Origin of the sequence: Spirosoma sp. SC4-14 (genome assembly GCF_037201965.1) — a bacterium.
Taxonomy (GTDB): Bacteria; Bacteroidota; Bacteroidia; order Cytophagales; family Spirosomataceae; genus Spirosoma.
The window spans coordinates 41,909-59,651 of record NZ_CP147518.1 but is presented as its reverse complement, the minus strand read 5'-3'; the positions used below and the strand labels follow the sequence as shown (position 1 = coordinate 59,651).

The window sequence follows — 17,743 nt, the reverse complement described above, 5'->3', positions numbered from 1 at the left end:
ATTAGGCGATTAATAACGTGGATTAATCTGGAGGTTAATCCAGATCTATCATGACTAAGTTCATAACACTTACTGCGCTGGCATTTTTATTCACCGTAAGCGCCTGTCGAACAAAGCAGAGTGATACTACGCAGACCAAAGAGGAACCTAAAACGGTTACTGCGCCTGCCTTCAATGCCGACTCAGCGTATTCGTACATTGATCAGCAGGTGAAATTTGGTCCACGCGTTCCTAACACCGCTGCTCATGTTGAAGCCGGGAATTATCTGGTGGCAAAATTAAAGCAGTTCGGCTGCCAGGTTACAGAGCAGAACTTTGTTGCCACCACCTGGGATGGCAAAAAACTGAATGCCCGAAACATCATTGGCAGCATTAATCCACAAGCCAGCAAGCGCATTGTGCTGGCTTCGCACTGGGATTCGCGCCCTCATGCCGATCAGGACCCCGATAAGGCCGACCAGTCTAAACCCGTTATGGCTGCTAATGATGGCGCTAGTGGAGTTGGTGTTCTGCTCGAACTGGCCCGCACCATTCAGCAAAGCCAACAAAAACCAACTGTTGGCATCGACATTGTTTTCTTCGATGCCGAAGACTGGGGTAATGGCGAAAAAGCGGCCAACGATTTCGAAAAAGAAAGCGGAAATCAGTTCGACTATATTGGTTTCTGCCTCGGATCGCGCTATTGGGCCAAAAACCTACCCAAACCCGGCTACTCGGCTTACTACGGAATTTTGCTGGACATGGTCGGAGCTAAAGGAGCCACGTTTGCGAAGGAAGGCCTTTCCATGCAGTTTGCCCCATCGGTCGTAAACAATGTGTGGCAAACCGCCAGTCAGTTAGGCTACAGCCAATATTTTGTCGATACGCCGGGTGGACAGATTACCGACGACCATGTTGCGCCTAACACAATCGCGAAAATTCCAATGATTGATATTATTCACACAAATATTGGAACCGGTGGTTTTTTCTCTGCCTGGCATACTGCCGACGACACTATGAGTAACATTGATCGGGCCACGCTCAAAGCTGTTGGGCAAACACTTTTACAAGTGCTTTATAATGAAGAGTAATATAATGAAGACTAGATTGGCATAGACAGAACGAGCACAGAGGCCAAATCTCTGTGCTCGTTCTGTCTATGCCGACAACCGCTAATTCTGTATGAGAGTTTTAATCCTGTTATCAATTATCTTTCTACTGGCCGATTGTAGCACAGCTCCCGATCAGTTTGGTAAGCTCAATCTGAAAAAATGGCGTAGCGACCGGGGTGGGTGTAATGGTGTTCGAGCCACACTCGAACCCGACTTTAAGGCAGAAATTCAAAATCTGAAAGGAAAAACAACCAACACAATCGGCGAACTACTCGGTCGGCCAGATGTTAATCAGATTGAAGACCGTAACCAGAAGTTTTATATTTATTATATCGAAAAGGGCCCTCAATGCGACCAGCCCGGTGCAAAATCCAACAGCCGTTCAGTGGCAATTCGGATGAGTGCCATTGGCCTGGCAACCGAAATTACGTTCCAGAATGGCATTCCATAGCGCACCCGAAACGTATTACACATAAAACCTCTTTCGCTCAATCATTTCTTCTACCACATCCGGCACCATGTAGCGAATGGAGCGATTAGTGCGGATGCAATCGCGGATGTAGGTTGCCGAAATATCCAGCAGGGGCGACTCAATAAGGCGAACATTTGGGTGGACTCGGAATGGACTGGCAACTGCCCGCGGGCGCGGATAAACATATAAGCCATAGTATTCCAGAATTTTATCGTAGTTTTTCCAATTGGCAAATTGGTCGAGATTATCTTCTCCCATAATTAACCCGAATGTATGCTGCGGATATTTTTCGCTTAGCCTTACCAACGTATCAATTGTATAGCTGGGTCTGGGCATAGAGAACTCAATATCAGTCGCTTTAAGCCGACTATTATCGGCAATAGCCCGTTCAACCATATCGAACCGGTCGAACTCATGCAGCAGACTTTTCGTTTTTTTAAACGGGTTTTGGGGCGACACAACAAACCATACCTGCTCCAGATCGGTCGATGTAGCCATTGTATTGGCAATAATCAGATGACCAATATGGATAGGATTAAATGAGCCGAAGAATAGACCGATGTGCATGGGCGTAGGAGTAGGGCATAGGGATTAACAACCCCAGGCCCTGCGCTAAATAACCGTTCCTTTGGCAGGCACTTTATTTTCTTTGACAAAATCGTCGACGAGCTTCTGCGCTTTGGCCAGCGACGTTTCCAGTTCATCGTTAACCAGAATCACATCAAAGCGATCTTTAAAACTCATTTCGAAATGAACCTTAAATAAACGCTTCGACAGGCTCTCTTCCGTTTCGGAGCCCCGGCCAATCAATCGCTGGCGGAGTGTTTCTTCGTCAGGAACCTGAACAAATACGGCCAGTGCTTTTTCACCATAGTATTCTTTCAGTTTCAAGCCGCCCTGTACATCAACATCAAACAGCACATGCTTGCCATTGGCCCATACTCGCTCAATTTCAGACTTTAGGGTTCCATAAAATGCGCCCGTATAGACTTCTTCCCATTCAACAAATTCGTCCTTGTCGATTCTCTGTTTGAACTCTTCAGGTGTCAGAAAATAATAGTCTTTTCCATTTTCTTCGCTACGGCCCCGGCGGTCGCGTGTGCAGGCCGAAATGGAAAAGCCGAGATTATTGTTCTCGGCTAGCAAATGCTTTACTATTGTAGTCTTGCCCGAACCAGATGGGGCCGAAAAAATGATCAGTTTACCGTTCAAAGTGGGTGATTGGTTTACGGCTTCTGGATTGCCTTTTACAAACCTGGCTAAGTAGCCACATTACGCATAACGCTACAATCCCTAAACCTTCATTAAACGATTTGGGGTAACTAAGGCTGCTTGCGGAAGCACTCCCTTAATTACCCCAAATCAGTATAAATTTCACTAGCTGAAACTCAGTATTTTGGCTTTGATCGTTGCCACTAACTGCTCAGGGCAGCATCGCTTTTCCATTCTTTTTGTCAGCAATTCCTTTACTTCTTTTTCGAGATGGTACATCTCGATACAAGGTTTACATGATTCGAGATTAACCTTCAATCTGGCGAGTTGCTGTTCGGTAGCCTCCCCGTCCAGAATTAATTGAATCATCTTCAGGCAGTCAGCCCTGTGACTGCAATGTTCTTTCATCTCAGGCTTTGTGTTGGATGAAGATGATGATGGCAACGACGTTTGCATTGGAAAAGTCTTATTTATTCCAAGAATATTGATACGTTAAGTTACTAGCAGAACCAAAATATAGTTAGAAAAAGTTCGGTTTATTCTTCATTTTCTTCATTATAACCCATTGATGATGCATAATCACGCAATTTTTCTTTCAACAGGTTCCGGGCACGGTGTAATCGGGATCTAACAGTACCAATTGGAATGTCCAGAATTTTGGCCATTTCTTCGTACGTGAATCCTTCAATATCACACAGAATGATTACCGTACGGAAATCAACTGGTAACGAATTCAGTGCCGTGGCTACTTCATCGCCAATCAGGTCTGAAACCGACTCTGCCCGCAGATCAACCGTATGTTCTGCTTCGGCATCTTCCGAATTATAGGTCGTTTCAACGTCCTGATAATCTACTTTAGCCGGTTCTTTACTTTTCTTTCTGTAATCGTTGATGAAGCTGTTCTTCAGAATCCGAAACAGCCATGCTTTAGCGTTAGTTCCTTGCTCGAAAGAGGAAATGAACCGAAATGCCTTTAAATAAGTATCCTGTACGAGATCGTTGGCATCGTCCTCGTCGGTTGTCAGGCGAAAAGCAAAGTTGTACATGGAGTCGATGTGGGGCATAAACTCCTTGTTGAAAATCTGATACTTCTGCTCATCGGTATAACCGCGTGTAGGAGTATCGGCCGATGGCTGATCGATTGGATCGCCGTCGGGTAAGAATTGGTCTGGTCCGGCATCCCGGTCGTCGCGAGTTGGCGTATCTGACATAACTTCGTGTATGGTCGCCATAAAAGTAAGAGTTAATTGCCTTTTACCGTCGGCAATACCCAACGAATTCAATAATTATACAAAAACTAATTCGCTGGACTGTATTAGAATCTGACTACAAAAATCAATCCTTTGTTTAAAAAAAAGCTCAAAATCAAGCAAATATGACGATTTGGCAGTGAACGTTTCGAGATCCTTTCCTGTTAAAGCCAACCAGCCGCTAATTGGTGGGCGATTAGCGGCTGGTTGACTGGTACTATTTACGAAATATTAGACCCCTACAGATTTAAAATACCGTTTTAACCACGAATCTGCCGCTCTGACCTGCCAATCTGCCAAAAACTCGGCTTTTGTTTTTACAAGTGTATTAAACAGTATGGTGTCAGGTGTCAGTAATCCAGTTGCCACTGCCGTTTTTATTTCAGGTAGTGAATACGTAGCTACGGTTCCATCGGCTGCCTGTACTGCTGCCGACCGATCGAAGAAATCAACCCCAACGGTGCTACCAATATTTTTCAGGGTTCTTACCGACGAATCAATTGAACAACCGCTAGGCAAAGTATATCCTTCATCGACGGCAACAACAACAAACCGGTTTCCGATAACAAATGCCGAAGCCAGAAGTGGTTGCCCATGCGCGGCCCATTGCGCCACGGCAGGTCTCAATGCAGTTTCAATATCATTTACCTCGTCATCGGAGAGCGGGCGGTTGGCCTGATATACCCAAAGGCGGGCATTGTCGGGCAATTTGTCAAAATCAACGTACATTTTAAATGATGAATTAAGAACGATAACCAAGCAACAGCGAACGTCTGTTGAACATTCATCCTTTTGGGGTTATTGCCCATTTAAAGTCCCTGTTTTTGGGCAATCAGCTCCGCTATATCGTAAATCCGAACCGAATCCTCCCGGTTTTTATTTTTAACGCCATCCGACATCATCGTCATACAAAAGGGGCAGGCTACCGCTATAGTATCGGCACCAGTACTCAGCGCTTCTTCAACCCGTTCTACATTTACATCTTTGTTGCCGGGTTCGGGTTCCTTAAAATATTGCCCTCCTCCGGCTCCGCAACAGAGCCCATTGGCCCGTACTCGCTTCATTTCAACCAGATCAGCATCCAGCGCTGCCAGTACATCGCGGGGGGCTTCATAGATTTTATTGGCCCGGCCCAGATAACAGGAATCGTGGAAAGTGATCTTTTTTCCTTTAAACGGCTGGCCATCTTTTACCCGAACCCGCCCGTCGTTGATCAATCCCTGCAAAAACTGCGTATGGTGTATAACTTCGTACGCCCCTCCTAACTCAGGATACTCATTCTTAAGTGTGTTAAAACAGTGCGGACAAGCCGTAACGATTTTCTTTACCTTATAGCCGTTTAACACCTGAATGTTCGACATGGCCTGCATCTGAAATAAAAATTCATTGCCGGCCCGGCGGGCGGGGTCGCCCGTACAGGCTTCTTCGGGCCCTAATACGGCAAACTTAATTCCTACATGATTTAGAATACGGACAAAGGCAATCGTCACACGCTTATACCGATCGTCGAATGAGCCCGCGCATCCAACCCAAAACAAAATTTCTGGCTCTTCGCCCGAAGCAGCCATATCGGCCATGGTTGGTACTTTATATGTTTTTACTTCTTGTGTCATGTCTTCAGTAGTTGGCTTACGGTAGTTGGTTTATGGTAGTTGGTTATGTCTGCCTATGAGCATACACCCTTCTTAAGCAGCGCATCCATAAACCTACTACTTATTTAAGGTCATTTACCTGATCGGCCCAGTTGAAGCGATCGCCTGGTGAGAACTTCCAGGGAGCCATATTATTTTCGATGTTACTAAACATAGCATTCCAGGATGCTGGTGCCTGCGACTCTTCCATAACCCGATAGCGACGTAACTGAAGAATAATATCAAGTGGATTGATATTGATTGGACACGCATTCACACAGGCCTGACAGGTTGTACAGGCGTTTAGTTCCTCGGCCGTAATGTAATCGTTGAGCAAGGATTTATCATCTTTGTATTCGCTGCCGTGCATTTTCCATCCGCGCTGAACTTCTTCAAGCCGATCGCGGGTATCCATCATGATTTTGCGGGGCGACAGTTTCTTACCCGTAATATTTGCCGGACAGGCTGCCGTACAGCGGCCGCATTCTGTGCAGCTATAGGCATTCATCAGATTAATCCACTTCAGGTCCTGCACATCTTTAGCGCCGAAACGTCCAATCTCGGCTGGCGAATCTGCACCAGATTGTAGGCCATTATCATTCACCTGTGATCCATCAGCTTCTGTTGTAATGGGCAACCCCAGCGCTAACTGAACTTCTTTGGTAATTTCGGGCATATTCTGCATTTCGCCTTTAGGCTGTAGGTCTGAGAAGTAGACATTCGGGAAGCCTAGGGCAATATGCAGGTGTTTTGAATAGGTAACATAGAGTGCGAAGGCCAGAATCCCCAGAATATGCGCCCACCAGGCCACACGCTCATAAACCACCAGCCCCGTATCACTAAAGCCAGTAAATAGCGGCTTCAGAAACTGGCTAATCAGAAAATCGGGCACCACGCCCTGTAGAGCACCATAATGACCAATACCGCGATCGCGCAAAACGCTATCGGAGGCATTCCAGGTTAGAAACGCTATCATCAGCAAAATCTCGGCAACCAAAATAATAGTAGCGTCGGAAACTGGCCAACCTTGCAGTTCATGATGGCGACTTGCCTGCAAACGGCTAACACGGGCAATAAAACGTCGACCTAAAAAAATGATACAAACGCTCAGGACGCCAAAAGCCAATAGTTCAAATACATCGATCAGAATTGGATAAACAGACGTGATATAGGGAGCAAATAAACGGTGGGTTCCCAGAATACCGTCCAGAATAATTTCCAGAATTTCCAGATTAATAATGACAAACCCAGCATATATAACAAAATGCATAAATCCAACCAGTGGGTTATTGAACATTTTCTTCTGCCCAAATGCCACCAGTAGCATTGTCTTAAGGCGTTCGTCAGGCTGATCGAATCGATTTTCAGGACGTCCCAGCCTGATAGCGCGTGAAATGAGCCGAATACGCTTCGTTATCAACCAGGCGGCAACTGCTAGAGCTGCGACAAAAAGAATTTGTTGAAAAATTTCCATTCGCATTTAAAACTTAATCTATCTGACAATCAGACACATGAATTAGTCGATTAGCTAGCATACAAAAAAAATTCTATTTAGCTATTGCAAAACCAATCTTAGCGCGTACTTTTGCACCCACGTTTAACGGCATGCCGTTCTGGTGATGTAGCTCAGTTGGTAGAGCAAAGGACTGAAAATCCTTGTGTCGGCGGTTCGATTCCGTCCATCACCACTAGAATATGAGACAGTTACAGCTAAAAGTTGTAACTGTCTTTTTTGTTGGTACAACATTTATTTTTCGAGCTAAGTCTGTAATCCATTGATTATAAGTCGTTCGCTTGGTACTGTCTTCAATTGCACCTTGCTCTTCCCTCCATACAAATAGCTTAAAAACAGCTTTTTCTTCTCTTTTTCGGCGAAATCACCCGCAATATACTTGTTTTTCCGGTAAATAGTATGCATGCATACTATTTACCGGCGTAATCCCGCTACAATCCGTATTCATAAGGATTGATTTCCTCAAACGATTAAAGACCCTGTGCCGTGCAAATAATATAAGCGTGCACAATTTAAATAGTCTGTAAGAAATAGTTTGTATTATTTTCTAACTTGCCCTTATCTTGACTTTAGCCTTATGCAGTCCAAGCCAATGCGTTTTGCCATAGCGGGTACTGTTCTTGGCTCATTTTTACGTGTATCACCTCCGAATCAGATGGCTGAAAATTCATTTCCTGCCACAAATACCGGCAAACTCCGGCTAGGGCATCGCTGAAGATCAGGTGCTGTTTGATATACCAACTACTTACTTGGCAGGTCAACAATCCCCGTTTCTGGAGCGAGTTAGCCACTAATGTGACCAACGAAAATAGGCCCATCAACACGGGTGTGGTGCGGCCGATAGCCAAATCACTCCATTGCCGTTGGGTTTCTACCCCTAAATGCCCTCTCACTAACGCAAATATTGTTTCAATCGACCAACGACACACAAAGTATTCGATCATTGCAGGGGCGGTTAAGGCCGGACCGTTGCTGACCAGACCGGTTAGCTTACTGTTTAGACGCATCAGCACCCACCGGATGGTTACAGGCTTTTGCCCGCGTGATACCACAGGGCAGTACCTGTACAGTAGTCGACTGTTTGCGGTTGACCACCGTACCAGTTGGCCACATCGACGTTTTGCCAACTGGTCGTTTTGTCTTCCGCCATGTTGAGCAAGGTGGGTAACCGACCCCCTTTAAGTCGTTGCGACCACGCTGGCTGGGGAGCGCCACTGGGACAGATACTATTCGCCCAGCCAGCGTCGGAACGCCATCGCTTTCTCGCGGCTGATGATGACTTCCTCGTCGGCCACCGGGTTGAGCTCTACTTTCAGCTTACTGGTAAAATACAGGTGGACTTTTTGAATGGCTTTATGACCAACGATGAACTGCCGGTTGGCCCGGTAAAACCGGCGCGGGTCGAGTGCCTGTTCAAGTTCGTCGAGCGAATAATCAATTGCATACTGCTTGTCGGCAACGGTTTTGAGGTAGGTGAGTTTGTTGGCCGAAAAGAAATAGGCCACTTCCGTCACATCAATGGGGAGCAGACGCTGGCCCATGTGTACCAGAAACCGGTCCCGGAACCAGGTTTCGGGCCGTTGGTACTGATTAATCTGACGCACCAATTCGTCAATAGGTACCAATAATCCCTCCGGCAGTGTACCACCGTAGGTCTGACGTAGTTGCCGAAACTTATCCAGCGCTTTGTGCAGGGCAGCTTCCTCAATGGGTTTGAGCAGATAATCAACGCTGTTGACCTCAAAAGCCCGCCGGGCGTACTCATCGTAGGCCGTGGTGAAGATGACCGGACTCGTCACGGTCACCTGGTTAAATATCTCAAAGCTTTGCCCGTCCGAGAGTTCAATGTCCAGCAGAATCAGGTCGGGCCGGGGCGACTGGCGCAGGTAAGCTACAGCAGTTTCGATACTGTTCAGCACAGCCAGCACCGAAATGTCATCGCCTGCCCGGCCCAGCATGGCTTTTAGTTGACGAGCGGCTACGGCTTCGTCTTCGACAATCAATACGTTCATACCGGTTGAGGTTTGAGTAGGGGAACGGCGACCTGGAAGATCGCGTCGGTTTGGTGAATAACGATATCAGGTTGGTTAAACAGCCGGTATTTAGCCGCAATGTTGGTTAGTCCCAGCCGGTTTGATGGAACTGGCGACTGCTTGGGTTGCCGGTTGTTGACCACCACTACGTTCTGAGCCGCATCGGTATAAATGCGAATCGTGAGCGGGTAGAGGGCCGACAGCCGGTTGTGCTTCACCGCGTTTTCGACCAGCATTTGAACGGTTAGCGGGGGCAGACTGTAAGCGAGCATCTCCGGCGCTACATCAATTTGCAGCACTAAGCCCTGCTCGAAGCGGGTTTTGAGCAGGGCCACGTAAGCCCGAATAAACTCCAGTTCCTTCGCCAAAGGGATAACCAACTGCTCATTGCTTTGGAGCAGATAGCGGTACACCTGAGAGAGGTTGATGATAAATGAAACGGCCTGTTCTTTCTCATCTTCCATTACCAATCCCTGCAAGGTGTTCAGGCTGTTGAATAGAAAGTGCGGTTTGACCTGTTCGCGTAACGATTCAAGTTGGGTTTGCAGGCTCATTTTCTTTAGTTCTTCGGCCTCATAATACGTCGTCCGCCACTGGCGATACAGGTATAATCCTTCATAGATGGCCGCGATGGGAATGACGCAGAAGATGCCCACCGCGATGTTATACAGGTACCGAAGGGGGGTGTATTGGTAGCCCCAAATCATGGTTAAGTCGTAGAGTGTTGAGGTCATCAGCCGGAACAGACCCGTAATCAGCAAAAACCACAGCGCCTGAAAAATTACCCGCTGCCGCGTCTGATTCAGCCTCGGATAACGGCGACGTGACTGAAGAATTCCGTATCGGCTAATCGTCCACAGCAGCGATACTTCGACCAGACTAACCAGGTAATCGATCCAGAAGGGCAAGCCGTGCTGCCGATTGATTTCATCGTAGAAAATCCAGTCGCCCAGCAGGGCCACGAGCGGGATACCCACCAGCCGAAACCAACGGTCGTTTAAGGGGATCATCGAGGGAATTTTTATGTTTTTAAATGTATAGTGGTTTGACGAAATACGGGAGAGAATCGCAGTGGGATGTCCTTGACTTACACACACGTATAAACCTTCATGCCACAAAACATATACACCTAATTTACCGAAGCAATTCAATGGCCGTTTCCAACGCCCGGTCATGACCTGCTTTCAGTTCCTCGGGCTTGTTTTTGACCAGTACCTTCGGCACAATACCAATACCTTCGAGGTTACGGCCGGTGGCATCGCGCACGTCGGCGATAGGTACGCGGAAACTCCAGCCGTTGGGCAGGTCGCGTGGCACGGCATCGGAAAAAGCCCCGCCCGTTACGTCACCAACCTGCGTGACGGTTTTGTTCTGAAGCATAGCCAGCATAAACGTTTCGGCTGAGCTATACGACGATAGATTTGTCAGCACAACAACCGGTTTGGTGTATTGGAAGCTACCCGCTGGTTCGGTATAAAATCGGAGCTCGGGGCCGAAATCGGTGTGTTGAGGGCCGTTACGCAGTCGGGACGTAAACGACAGGTGTCGCTCAGTAGCAAATCGGTTGGCGATGTACTGCGCTACGCGGTCTTCGCCACCGCCATTGTCGCGCAGGTCGATAATCAATCCTTTCGTATCCCGGAAATACGTCAGCACCGAGTCCATTGTTTTGCCGTAGGTGGCTATGTTGTTTTCAAAACCTTTCAGCAGGATGTAACCCACGTTGCCGGGCAGTTTACCGGTACTAAACTCGTTGGTGAACGTCCGGCTTTCGGTCAGGTAACGCTTCACAACTGCACCGTCATACGTCCGCTCCCGGGTGCGACCCAGAACACCCCCGTCATACCAGGGCAAACCGGTATTGGCTGTGGGGCGGAGGTACACGTGGTTATCGTCGAGGTTGTCAAGCAACGCCGTCATTACCCGATATAGGTCCGCGTCGGTGGTCTGCTCGTTCACTTGAGGGCGGTAGGTCTTATAGAGCGCATCCCAGTCGAGTTTTTTGGGTTCAAACGCGCCGTAGAGCCGGTCATATTCGCCCCACAGATGGTCGAAATTGGTAACGGGGTTGTTGGGCATTTCAGGGCCGATGAATCGGTTCGAGCATGCGGCAAACAGCGTAGATACGCCAAGGATGAGAATGGAAAAGAGCGACTTTTTCATGATTATTCGCCGGAGGGCTTTATAGGTTGTCTACGAATATTAAAAATGAACTTCGCCTTCCAGGGCTATGGAACTACTAAAAGCGCGGACCGGACGAGGGTCGGGGTACGACAGGTAGCGGGCGCGATACATAGCACCGACACTCAGGCGTGGACTCAGGCGGTACGAGTAACCCAGTTGCACCTTAACATCGCCCAACTTACCAACTGTAGCCGGGTGTGTGCCTTGTTTGAAGTAGGCGACAACGTTGTTGTCGGCTGTTGATTTAGGGAAGCTGGCCCAGATGGCGCGGGTGATCAGCCCCACAACGGCCATATCGACCCGCAGCGTCAGGCTGTGTCCGGCTGCGAACGTGTAATCAGTCTGCACTACGGGTGAGAACGTAGCCGTGTTGATGAGCCAGGGGAAATTAGCTACTTCATCCGCGTAAAGCAGCGATTCGCTAATTGAGCCACCCACCCACGTATTGAACCGGCCGGGCTCAGCCCCACCGACCCGCCGGAGGTAATCCGCTTCAATGTTGACGTGATATAATTCTGAAGAAATCTGGTAGGAAAACGGCGTACCGTCGCCCAACTTGGTCGAGTAGGTTCGAGGGCCGAACCGTTCGGGGTTCAGCAGGCCCATTCCACCCGACAGCCGCAGATTAAACTGCGACTGGTCACTATGGTGATGAAACCTGAACCCGTATAGCGGATAAACGGTGCCTCCGTATCGAAGCGGTGATGCCTGCTGGTCGAGCGTACGAAGATGAAGCGTACCGATAGACAAGCCGATGCTGTTGCGGTACGATTGAGCGGTGGCCGTTAGGCCAGCCAGAACCAGAGCAGCGAAGCAGGCAGCTTTTGGAAAGAGGTTCATTCGTGCAATGTTGTTTGGTTTACATCGCAAAGCTGTCATATCCAAATCAGGTTCTCAATCAATTGCCGACGAACTGGAAAAGAGGGGTATTTATGCGTAAAAAAAACGCACTGAAAAGGCTGGATATTCCGCCGGCAAGTGCTTGAAATTGAAGATTTCGAAGATAGAGACCAACTGATTTCGGTACAAGCTGGTTCAGCGTCACTTTAGGCGAATCCTGGCAGTTTTTCGAGTTTGAGTGGATATGGATTTATCTCCACTGTTTCCTCCTGGATTTATGCTTTGTGGTCAACAAGTCAGATGATGTGATCATTCGGTTGTTAGCAACCAATACCGTCACGCTCACTCGCCGAGTTCATAGTTTCTATCAAGGCACTCTAGCCGATTTACCCATGAGCGGTAAACGGATTAAGCTATTAGTGCGCCTGCATAAGTTTTTCTGCGCTCTAGCCAGTTGCCCTCGGTGCGCTACGGCCAGCGCGTAGGAACCGGTGTGCAGTTGATTGAACACGACCCGGCTGCTTAGCCTGTTGATGGGTGCCTACACACACAGCGCAGGGCCTTTTTGTCGTCGGAGGGAAATCCATCGGCTGAGTTGAAGAGCCAGATCTTACACTGTGTCCCTACTCGTTATTGAAGCCGGTTATGTTGACCGTCAGTGCACCTTGTGCGAACGTAGGCGCGGCCCACAGCTCTAGCGGTATTCCCCAGCATAGTATTGTTCTCATCATATTTAGCGTAGTTTCAGCCGTTATTAGAAGGATTCGATAGGGTATTAACGGATTAGAAAAGGGCACCAGCGGCTAGTAGGACCAGCCCAATCAATCCCCCATAACCCGAAGCCAATGAAAGTTCATCCATCGGTCGCGCAGCTGCATCCAATTGATGGGCAGAGCCGAGGCATCCCAGTGTACAATCTGCATCACAAGGGGTACCTCAATCCATACCGTAACGAGGAGCGCAGTCAGAAAGCCGATAAAACCCGCCAGCGTGAACCAGAAAGTAGTCGGCTGGCTACCGAACGACAGGTACAGCGTAGGCAGGGTAGAGAGCAGCCCCAACGGAGTGAGGTAGGTCATCAGGCCCGCCATATTTTGATTAAGTCGGTGGGTAATGGCCAGAAACACGCCTGGGTCGAATGTATTTAGCGAGCGGCTCAGGGCTAGCCAAGGGCCCCAGTACATGCCGCCGACAAGAGCCGACAAGACTAGATTGATGAGTTCAAAGCATTTTAATGTCATGATGAGTAATGGCTATTTTCTAGCCGTTGATGAGTCATCTCATTTTGAATGGGACAAAATTCATGCTCAGAAAAGAAAGGAAATACCTATATTTAGCTAATAAATAGTCGTATTCAGTCAAATGCAATTTGAGATTGACTCCTCAGGGCCAGTCGGTCGGATTAAGGTGCTACCCGAAGAAAGCCATGCTACCAACACCGGCTTAATGGAGATGGCCTTTCCTTCCGCTTTGGGAATGGGGACTATCCGGCGGTTCATGCTGAATCCGCTTCTATTTGTGATGGTGCACCACTACACCCTCAGCCGGGACGTGGAGCTACGGCGTCAGACCGAAGCGGGCCATCAGCCGATGATTACATTTAGTTTTCGCAACCTAGTGTCCATGTCTACTCCGCCCGCTCGCCCATCGGCTAGTCGAATGCTGCCAGCGGTACAGGTAAGCTCAAGCGATCTAGATTTAGCTGTTTTTTTTCCCGCCGGTACACTCATTCAGACCATCATTGTCGGCATTAACGCCGACTTGTTGGGGCAGCTCCTGGGGCAACAAGCTCAAAAACCGCTGGTACAGACCCTGCTGGGCGGTCGTCAATCATACCTTTATGAAGAAATGGGATCACTGGCTGTTCAACAGATTGCCAGTGATCTGCTGGCCCATCCCGAAACGGACCCGCTATTCGCATTTTACGTTACCGTTAAAGGTCAGGAGTTAGTCTATCAGTTTATGAGTGAACTGTTACAGCGCGAGACGAAAACGGTTTATCCGCTTCGGGAAGATGAGGGTAAGACGCTGTTTATGATACGGAACGAGTTGATCAAGGATTTACGTAAAGCGCCAAGCATCCCTCAACTGGCTTGGGTGGCAGGCATGAGCGAAAGTAAACTCCGGCGCTTATTTCGGCAGGTCTTCGGTCTGAGCCTTTACGCGTATTACCAGACAGTGCGTATGCAAGAAGCGGCCCGGCTGTTGCGGGAAGCGAAGCTATCGGTGTCAGAGACGGGCTATCGGCTAGGATTTGAAAACCTAAGCCATTTTACGCGGGTCTTTGTAGATCATCTAGGTCAAAAGCCTAAACAGTATGCAAAGTCTGGTTAGCCTAAACCTCTGTCATTAAATTCCCAAAAACGCTCCCAACTGATGTCTTAGCCCTCTATTAACTGGACAGATTTTCTAAAATGGCGGCAGCCGCTGCTGTTGTGTCGTAATTCACCTGTGCTTCTTCCCATTTTTGCTGGAGTCCGGGCCGCCCTTTAGGTTTGAGGGATCGCAGTTGAGGATCGACGCGTGTATAGGAATCGCTCCAATCGGCATGGTCGTCACGAATGGCTTACTGTACGATGGAATAGCGGTCTTGGGGAGTAAACCTGCGCCTTATTTTTCTCATGATTTCTGAATGTAAAAGGACTAATCGCAGTGGCGCACCACCTGTTTTTACAATTTTGTCCAGCCATTCAGGGGGTTAAGACAACGATTTCTTCAACTTATGTAACTTTTTCGAGTGCTTTGAGTCCAATAGCGCGTATGGGTCTTAGCTCGTTTATTCTTTTAAGCATTCTGCATAGTTCTCTGGTAACCGATTCGTTGCCTTCATCAGAAGATAGCCTTATCAAAAAGCAAGTCGTTCTGAACAAAGGACGAATATGGGCGGTTGGAGCGACTTCACTGCTCACCCTGGGTTCAACCTATACCTACCTTGAACGAACCTGGTGGCATGAAAAGGGCGTGCCGTTTCATTTCGATAATGGACGCGATTTAACGTATGCCAATGGACTAGACAAAGTAGCTCATCTGACGGGCGGTATTTTTGTATCCGAAGCCTATTATAGTGCTTTTCGCTGGGCTGGTGTTTCTCAACGAAAGGCCGAATGGCTGGCACTGGGCTCAGCAGCGTTTGTTGAATTAGGCATTGAGCTAAAAGATGCTTATTCGCCAACGTATGGATTTAGCTGGCGCGATGTTACAGCCGGAACCATTGGCGGTTTATGGCCTATAGCCCAGCATCGCTCGGGTTTTCTGCGCGATGCCCAGTGGAAAGTAAGTTACTGGCAGCAAACCAGTAAATATTTCGATGAACGAGGTATTCCACGTCAACGGTTCTCTATCGACGATTACCTGAATCAGACCTATTGGTTTTCGTTTTCACCCAAACATTTTGGGGGAAGCCGCTGGCAGAAACGATGGCCCAACTGGCTTCAACTATCTGTTGGCATGGGGCTTGAGGCCGAAACCTGGAGTGTTCGTCACGATGGATTGGGCGGACGGCATGAGTGGTATATTGCCCCAGACATAAACCTAATTAAACTTTTTAAACCACGCAGTACTGCGGCAAGGCTAGTGCTTGGGGTTTTGAAATACGTGAAAATCCCGGCTCCAACGCTGCAAATTGGCCCTAAACTTCGCTGGCATTGGCTTTACTTCTGAAGGGCATCGATCTCGATACCAATAGCCTGCATGAGCTGACTGGCATTAAAACTTTGGCAGATACCATCCCGAAGTTTATAATCGAACAGTAGCTCTCCATCCTTCAGGTCTGATTGAAAGTGATAGTTTCTGACAAAGTTGCTGGCATCGGTGAGTTGCCCCAGCTCTAGGTCATGCGTTGAAACAAAACCCGATGCAGTGGTCCGATGCAGCTGGCGAATTAGAGCTTCGGCACCCCGATGCCGATCAGCCGAATTAGTTCCTTTCAGGATTTCATCCAGGAAATAAAGAACAGGTACCCGCTCCTGGCCCGACTGTTTGGAGAGATAAATAAGCGTTTGCAAGCGTTTTAATTCAGCGTAGAACGACGATGTGCTCTCTTCCAGCGAATCCTGCGTTCGCATGCTTGTAAACACCCGTACGGGCGAACAGCTGAATTGGCTGGCACTTGTAACGGCTCCGGCAAGTGCCAGTACAACGTTCGTCCCGACCGTGCGCAGAAACGTGCTTTTGCCCGACATATTCGAGCCGGTAATCAGGATCGTTCGACCATTGCCGCTAACTGTAAGCGAATTAGATATACTACGGCCGGGTGGTAATAATGGATGTGCTGCTTCTACAAAATCGAGTATTAATTCGTCTTCAACAATGTTGGGGGTTGCATAGGCGGGATGGGCATAAGCAAATCCGGCTAAACTATTTAGGGCTTCCAGCTCACCCAAAGCCTCGAACCAGCGACTCAAATGCGGACCATGTTCTTTCCGCCAGCGCTCCAGTCGAAACAGGTAATGGATGTCCCATAAAGTAGCTATGCCAAATAGGAGGTAGAAATAAGGATTTCGCCGATAGTTCAAACCTTCGGTCAATTGGGCCAGTTTTCCAATTGCTTCCGAAGCCAGCCGGTCGGTTGAGGTCAATGCTTTTCCAATAGCCTGCAATCGTAAGGCATTCCCTTTCAACTGTTCGGCATGTTCAAATAAAGATCGAAACGAGCGTAATGCCGCCGATATTTCGAATGTTTGTTCACTTACGTCTTTTGCCCGAGCCGCCGTTTGGCTAAGCACTAACCCATGAACGGCCAATGCCATCAGTACAATTGCTCCTGGTAAATAGCCCGTAAACCACAGAGCGGTCAATGCCAATGTAATGATAGGAAATAGAAATCGAACAAGGTTCAGATAAGATGGTGTCGGCACAACGTCGGCAGTTGCCCACTTGATCAGCAAGTCAGGCGAACGAGTAATGGTTTCTTCCAGATAGGCTTTGGCTTCAAATTGCTGACGCCAATCAAGCTGTGGAGTTAACTCTCGGGCGGCCTGCTGACGCAACCGAATGGCATCGGGTCCAGATGGTTCCAGCAACCAGTTTGCCAATCGCTTTTGACCTTCGAACGTATGGGTTCGATTCAGCAACCGAAACAGTGAATGTTTGCCGAAGACATCTAAATCGGTCGCATAAAAGTGCGTCGGATTGGCGAATTGGTCGCCTGCCTCTGGGCGAAGGTATTGCCGTTTCAAGCGTGCGGCTTCGTCCTGATTAATAAACGCCAGATAATGACTTAGGTCGCGTTCGACCCGAATAGCCTGGTGTTTTTTCAGTAAAAACATAAATCCGGCCACGCCTACCAGCAAAACAAAAGCGGCCCCCAACTGCTCATCCATTTGAATTAGAAGCCAGAACACCACCGCACTGCCTAAAAACCAGATAAGGCGCCAGAACGCCCATTGATTATATTGTCGCTGAGCTATCTGCCCAGCCCGTAAAAACTGCTGTTGCTGTTCCTGAAAAATGGTTTCAGTGGTCATGTAGTAACGCGGGAGAAGCCCGCGATTTTATTCGTCAAATCGCGGATTTTTC

General features: G+C 48.3%; 19 protein-coding genes and 1 tRNA gene. 5 read left to right on the top strand and 15 right to left on the bottom strand.

The annotated features are described in order from the left end of the window. Positions 1–50 precede the first annotated feature (50 nt). Entirely contained in the window at positions 51–1,070 is a 1,020-nt protein-coding gene (locus WBJ53_RS00270; RefSeq protein ID WP_338874049.1) for a M28 family peptidase, read from the top strand. A 91-nt stretch (positions 1,071–1,161) separates the two neighbouring features. Next, entirely contained in the window at positions 1,162–1,542 is a 381-nt protein-coding gene (locus tag WBJ53_RS00265) for a hypothetical protein (RefSeq protein ID WP_338874048.1), read from the top strand. 15 nt (positions 1,543–1,557) lie between these two features. Here WBJ53_RS00265 and nadD read toward each other — a convergent pair whose 3' ends face one another. The 7 genes from nadD to WBJ53_RS00230 all read right to left on the bottom strand — a co-directional run bounded on the left by nadD (position 1,558) and on the right by WBJ53_RS00230 (position 7,130). Then, positions 1,558–2,130 carry a nicotinate (nicotinamide) nucleotide adenylyltransferase gene (gene nadD / locus WBJ53_RS00260; RefSeq protein ID WP_338874047.1) on the bottom strand — a complete coding sequence of 191 codons (573 nt, stop codon included), beginning with the start codon at positions 2,128–2,130 and terminating at the stop codon, positions 1,558–1,560. Positions 2,131–2,175: 45 nt separating this feature from the next. After that, positions 2,176–2,775 carry a guanylate kinase gene (gene gmk / locus WBJ53_RS00255; RefSeq protein WP_338874046.1) on the bottom strand — a complete coding sequence of 200 codons (600 nt, stop codon included), beginning with the start codon at positions 2,773–2,775 and terminating at the stop codon, positions 2,176–2,178. Between the two features lie 165 nt (positions 2,776–2,940). Continuing rightward, positions 2,941–3,183 (bottom strand): hypothetical protein, encoded by a 243-nt coding sequence (locus tag WBJ53_RS00250; protein ID WP_338877132.1) that lies wholly within the window; start codon positions 3,181–3,183, stop codon positions 2,941–2,943. Positions 3,184–3,311: 128 nt separating this feature from the next. Continuing rightward, positions 3,312–3,986, bottom strand: a complete 675-nt coding sequence (locus WBJ53_RS00245) for a sigma-70 family RNA polymerase sigma factor (RefSeq protein ID WP_338877131.1) — start codon at positions 3,984–3,986, stop codon at positions 3,312–3,314. Positions 3,987–4,256: 270 nt separating this feature from the next. Continuing rightward, the gene (locus tag WBJ53_RS00240) at positions 4,257–4,754 is read right to left on the bottom strand and encodes a hypothetical protein (RefSeq protein WP_338874045.1); all 498 of its coding nucleotides are present in this window, start codon (positions 4,752–4,754) and stop codon (positions 4,257–4,259) included. An 80-nt stretch (positions 4,755–4,834) separates the two neighbouring features. Next, on the bottom strand, positions 4,835–5,638 hold the full coding sequence (locus tag WBJ53_RS00235; protein ID WP_338874044.1) for a (Fe-S)-binding protein: 804 nt from the start codon (positions 5,636–5,638) through the stop codon (positions 4,835–4,837). A gap of 100 nt (positions 5,639–5,738) precedes the next feature. Further along, positions 5,739–7,130, bottom strand: coding sequence for a 4Fe-4S dicluster domain-containing protein (locus tag WBJ53_RS00230; protein ID WP_338874043.1), 1,392 nt, complete (start codon positions 7,128–7,130; stop codon positions 5,739–5,741). 141 nt (positions 7,131–7,271) lie between these two features. Between WBJ53_RS00230 and WBJ53_RS00225 the strand changes: the two genes are divergently transcribed. Continuing rightward, positions 7,272–7,344 (top strand) — tRNA-Phe (locus tag WBJ53_RS00225). 400 nt (positions 7,345–7,744) lie between these two features. Here the strand turns inward: WBJ53_RS00225 and WBJ53_RS00220 are convergent. The 7 genes from WBJ53_RS00220 to WBJ53_RS00190 all read right to left on the bottom strand — a co-directional run bounded on the left by WBJ53_RS00220 (position 7,745) and on the right by WBJ53_RS00190 (position 13,467). Then, entirely contained in the window at positions 7,745–8,176 is a 432-nt protein-coding gene (locus WBJ53_RS00220; protein ID WP_338874042.1) for a hypothetical protein, read from the bottom strand. Between the two features lie 17 nt (positions 8,177–8,193). Next, positions 8,194–8,319: a hypothetical protein gene (locus tag WBJ53_RS00215; RefSeq protein WP_338874041.1), complete on the bottom strand. Its 126-nt coding sequence runs from the start codon at positions 8,317–8,319 to the stop codon at positions 8,194–8,196. Positions 8,320–8,395: 76 nt separating this feature from the next. Then, a complete protein-coding gene (locus WBJ53_RS00210) occupies positions 8,396–9,181 on the bottom strand; it encodes a LytTR family DNA-binding domain-containing protein (protein ID WP_338874040.1) in 786 nt (261 codons plus the stop codon). Continuing rightward, positions 9,178–10,212, bottom strand: a complete 1,035-nt coding sequence (locus WBJ53_RS00205; RefSeq protein WP_338874039.1) for a histidine kinase — start codon at positions 10,210–10,212, stop codon at positions 9,178–9,180. The genes WBJ53_RS00210 and WBJ53_RS00205 overlap by 4 nt, the downstream gene beginning before the upstream one ends. Positions 10,213–10,336: 124 nt before the next feature. Further along, positions 10,337–11,365, bottom strand: coding sequence for a S41 family peptidase (locus WBJ53_RS00200; RefSeq protein WP_338874038.1), 1,029 nt, complete (start codon positions 11,363–11,365; stop codon positions 10,337–10,339). A gap of 39 nt (positions 11,366–11,404) precedes the next feature. Then, positions 11,405–12,226, bottom strand: coding sequence for a hypothetical protein (locus WBJ53_RS00195; RefSeq protein ID WP_338874037.1), 822 nt, complete (start codon positions 12,224–12,226; stop codon positions 11,405–11,407). An 821-nt stretch (positions 12,227–13,047) separates the two neighbouring features. Continuing rightward, positions 13,048–13,467 (bottom strand): DUF1772 domain-containing protein, encoded by a 420-nt coding sequence (locus WBJ53_RS00190; RefSeq protein ID WP_338874036.1) that lies wholly within the window; start codon positions 13,465–13,467, stop codon positions 13,048–13,050. Positions 13,468–13,588: 121 nt separating this feature from the next. Between WBJ53_RS00190 and WBJ53_RS00185 the strand changes: the two genes are divergently transcribed. Both WBJ53_RS00185 and WBJ53_RS00180 read left to right on the top strand, forming a co-directional pair. Continuing rightward, positions 13,589–14,560 carry a helix-turn-helix transcriptional regulator gene (locus WBJ53_RS00185; RefSeq protein WP_338874035.1) on the top strand — a complete coding sequence of 324 codons (972 nt, stop codon included), beginning with the start codon at positions 13,589–13,591 and terminating at the stop codon, positions 14,558–14,560. A gap of 426 nt (positions 14,561–14,986) precedes the next feature. Further along, positions 14,987–15,886 carry a DUF2279 domain-containing protein gene (locus WBJ53_RS00180; protein ID WP_338874034.1) on the top strand — a complete coding sequence of 300 codons (900 nt, stop codon included), beginning with the start codon at positions 14,987–14,989 and terminating at the stop codon, positions 15,884–15,886. On the opposite strand, the gene WBJ53_RS00175 is transcribed toward WBJ53_RS00180, so the two are convergent. Beyond that, the gene (locus tag WBJ53_RS00175; protein WP_338874033.1) at positions 15,877–17,691 is read right to left on the bottom strand and encodes a DNA mismatch repair protein MutS; all 1,815 of its coding nucleotides are present in this window, start codon (positions 17,689–17,691) and stop codon (positions 15,877–15,879) included. The genes WBJ53_RS00180 and WBJ53_RS00175 overlap by 10 nt on opposite strands. Positions 17,692–17,743 lie beyond the last annotated feature (52 nt).

Coding starts and splice junctions, on each gene's coding strand:
- WBJ53_RS00195 (WP_338874037.1), bottom strand. CDS start 12,226: ATGAACCTCTTTCCAAAAGCTGCCTGCTTCGCTGCTCTGGTTCTGGCT.
- WBJ53_RS00200 (WP_338874038.1), bottom strand. CDS start 11,365: ATGAAAAAGTCGCTCTTTTCCATTCTCATCCTTGGCGTATCTACGCTG.
- WBJ53_RS00250 (WP_338877132.1), bottom strand. CDS start 3,183: ATGAAAGAACATTGCAGTCACAGGGCTGACTGCCTGAAGATGATTCAA.
- WBJ53_RS00185 (WP_338874035.1), top strand. CDS start 13,589: ATGCAATTTGAGATTGACTCCTCAGGGCCAGTCGGTCGGATTAAGGTG.
- WBJ53_RS00215 (WP_338874041.1), bottom strand. CDS start 8,319: ATGGCGGAAGACAAAACGACCAGTTGGCAAAACGTCGATGTGGCCAAC.
- WBJ53_RS00270 (WP_338874049.1), top strand. CDS start 51: ATGACTAAGTTCATAACACTTACTGCGCTGGCATTTTTATTCACCGTA.
- WBJ53_RS00190 (WP_338874036.1), bottom strand. CDS start 13,467: ATGACATTAAAATGCTTTGAACTCATCAATCTAGTCTTGTCGGCTCTT.
- WBJ53_RS00235 (WP_338874044.1), bottom strand. CDS start 5,638: ATGACACAAGAAGTAAAAACATATAAAGTACCAACCATGGCCGATATG.
- WBJ53_RS00220 (WP_338874042.1), bottom strand. CDS start 8,176: ATGCGTCTAAACAGTAAGCTAACCGGTCTGGTCAGCAACGGTCCGGCC.
- WBJ53_RS00180 (WP_338874034.1), top strand. CDS start 14,987: ATGGGTCTTAGCTCGTTTATTCTTTTAAGCATTCTGCATAGTTCTCTG.
- WBJ53_RS00230 (WP_338874043.1), bottom strand. CDS start 7,130: ATGGAAATTTTTCAACAAATTCTTTTTGTCGCAGCTCTAGCAGTTGCC.
- nadD (WP_338874047.1), bottom strand. CDS start 2,130: ATGCACATCGGTCTATTCTTCGGCTCATTTAATCCTATCCATATTGGT.
- WBJ53_RS00245 (WP_338877131.1), bottom strand. CDS start 3,986: ATGTCAGATACGCCAACTCGCGACGACCGGGATGCCGGACCAGACCAA.
- WBJ53_RS00205 (WP_338874039.1), bottom strand. CDS start 10,212: ATGATCCCCTTAAACGACCGTTGGTTTCGGCTGGTGGGTATCCCGCTC.
- WBJ53_RS00175 (WP_338874033.1), bottom strand. CDS start 17,691: ATGACCACTGAAACCATTTTTCAGGAACAGCAACAGCAGTTTTTACGG.
- WBJ53_RS00240 (WP_338874045.1), bottom strand. CDS start 4,754: ATGTACGTTGATTTTGACAAATTGCCCGACAATGCCCGCCTTTGGGTA.
- WBJ53_RS00210 (WP_338874040.1), bottom strand. CDS start 9,181: ATGAACGTATTGATTGTCGAAGACGAAGCCGTAGCCGCTCGTCAACTA.
- WBJ53_RS00265 (WP_338874048.1), top strand. CDS start 1,162: ATGAGAGTTTTAATCCTGTTATCAATTATCTTTCTACTGGCCGATTGT.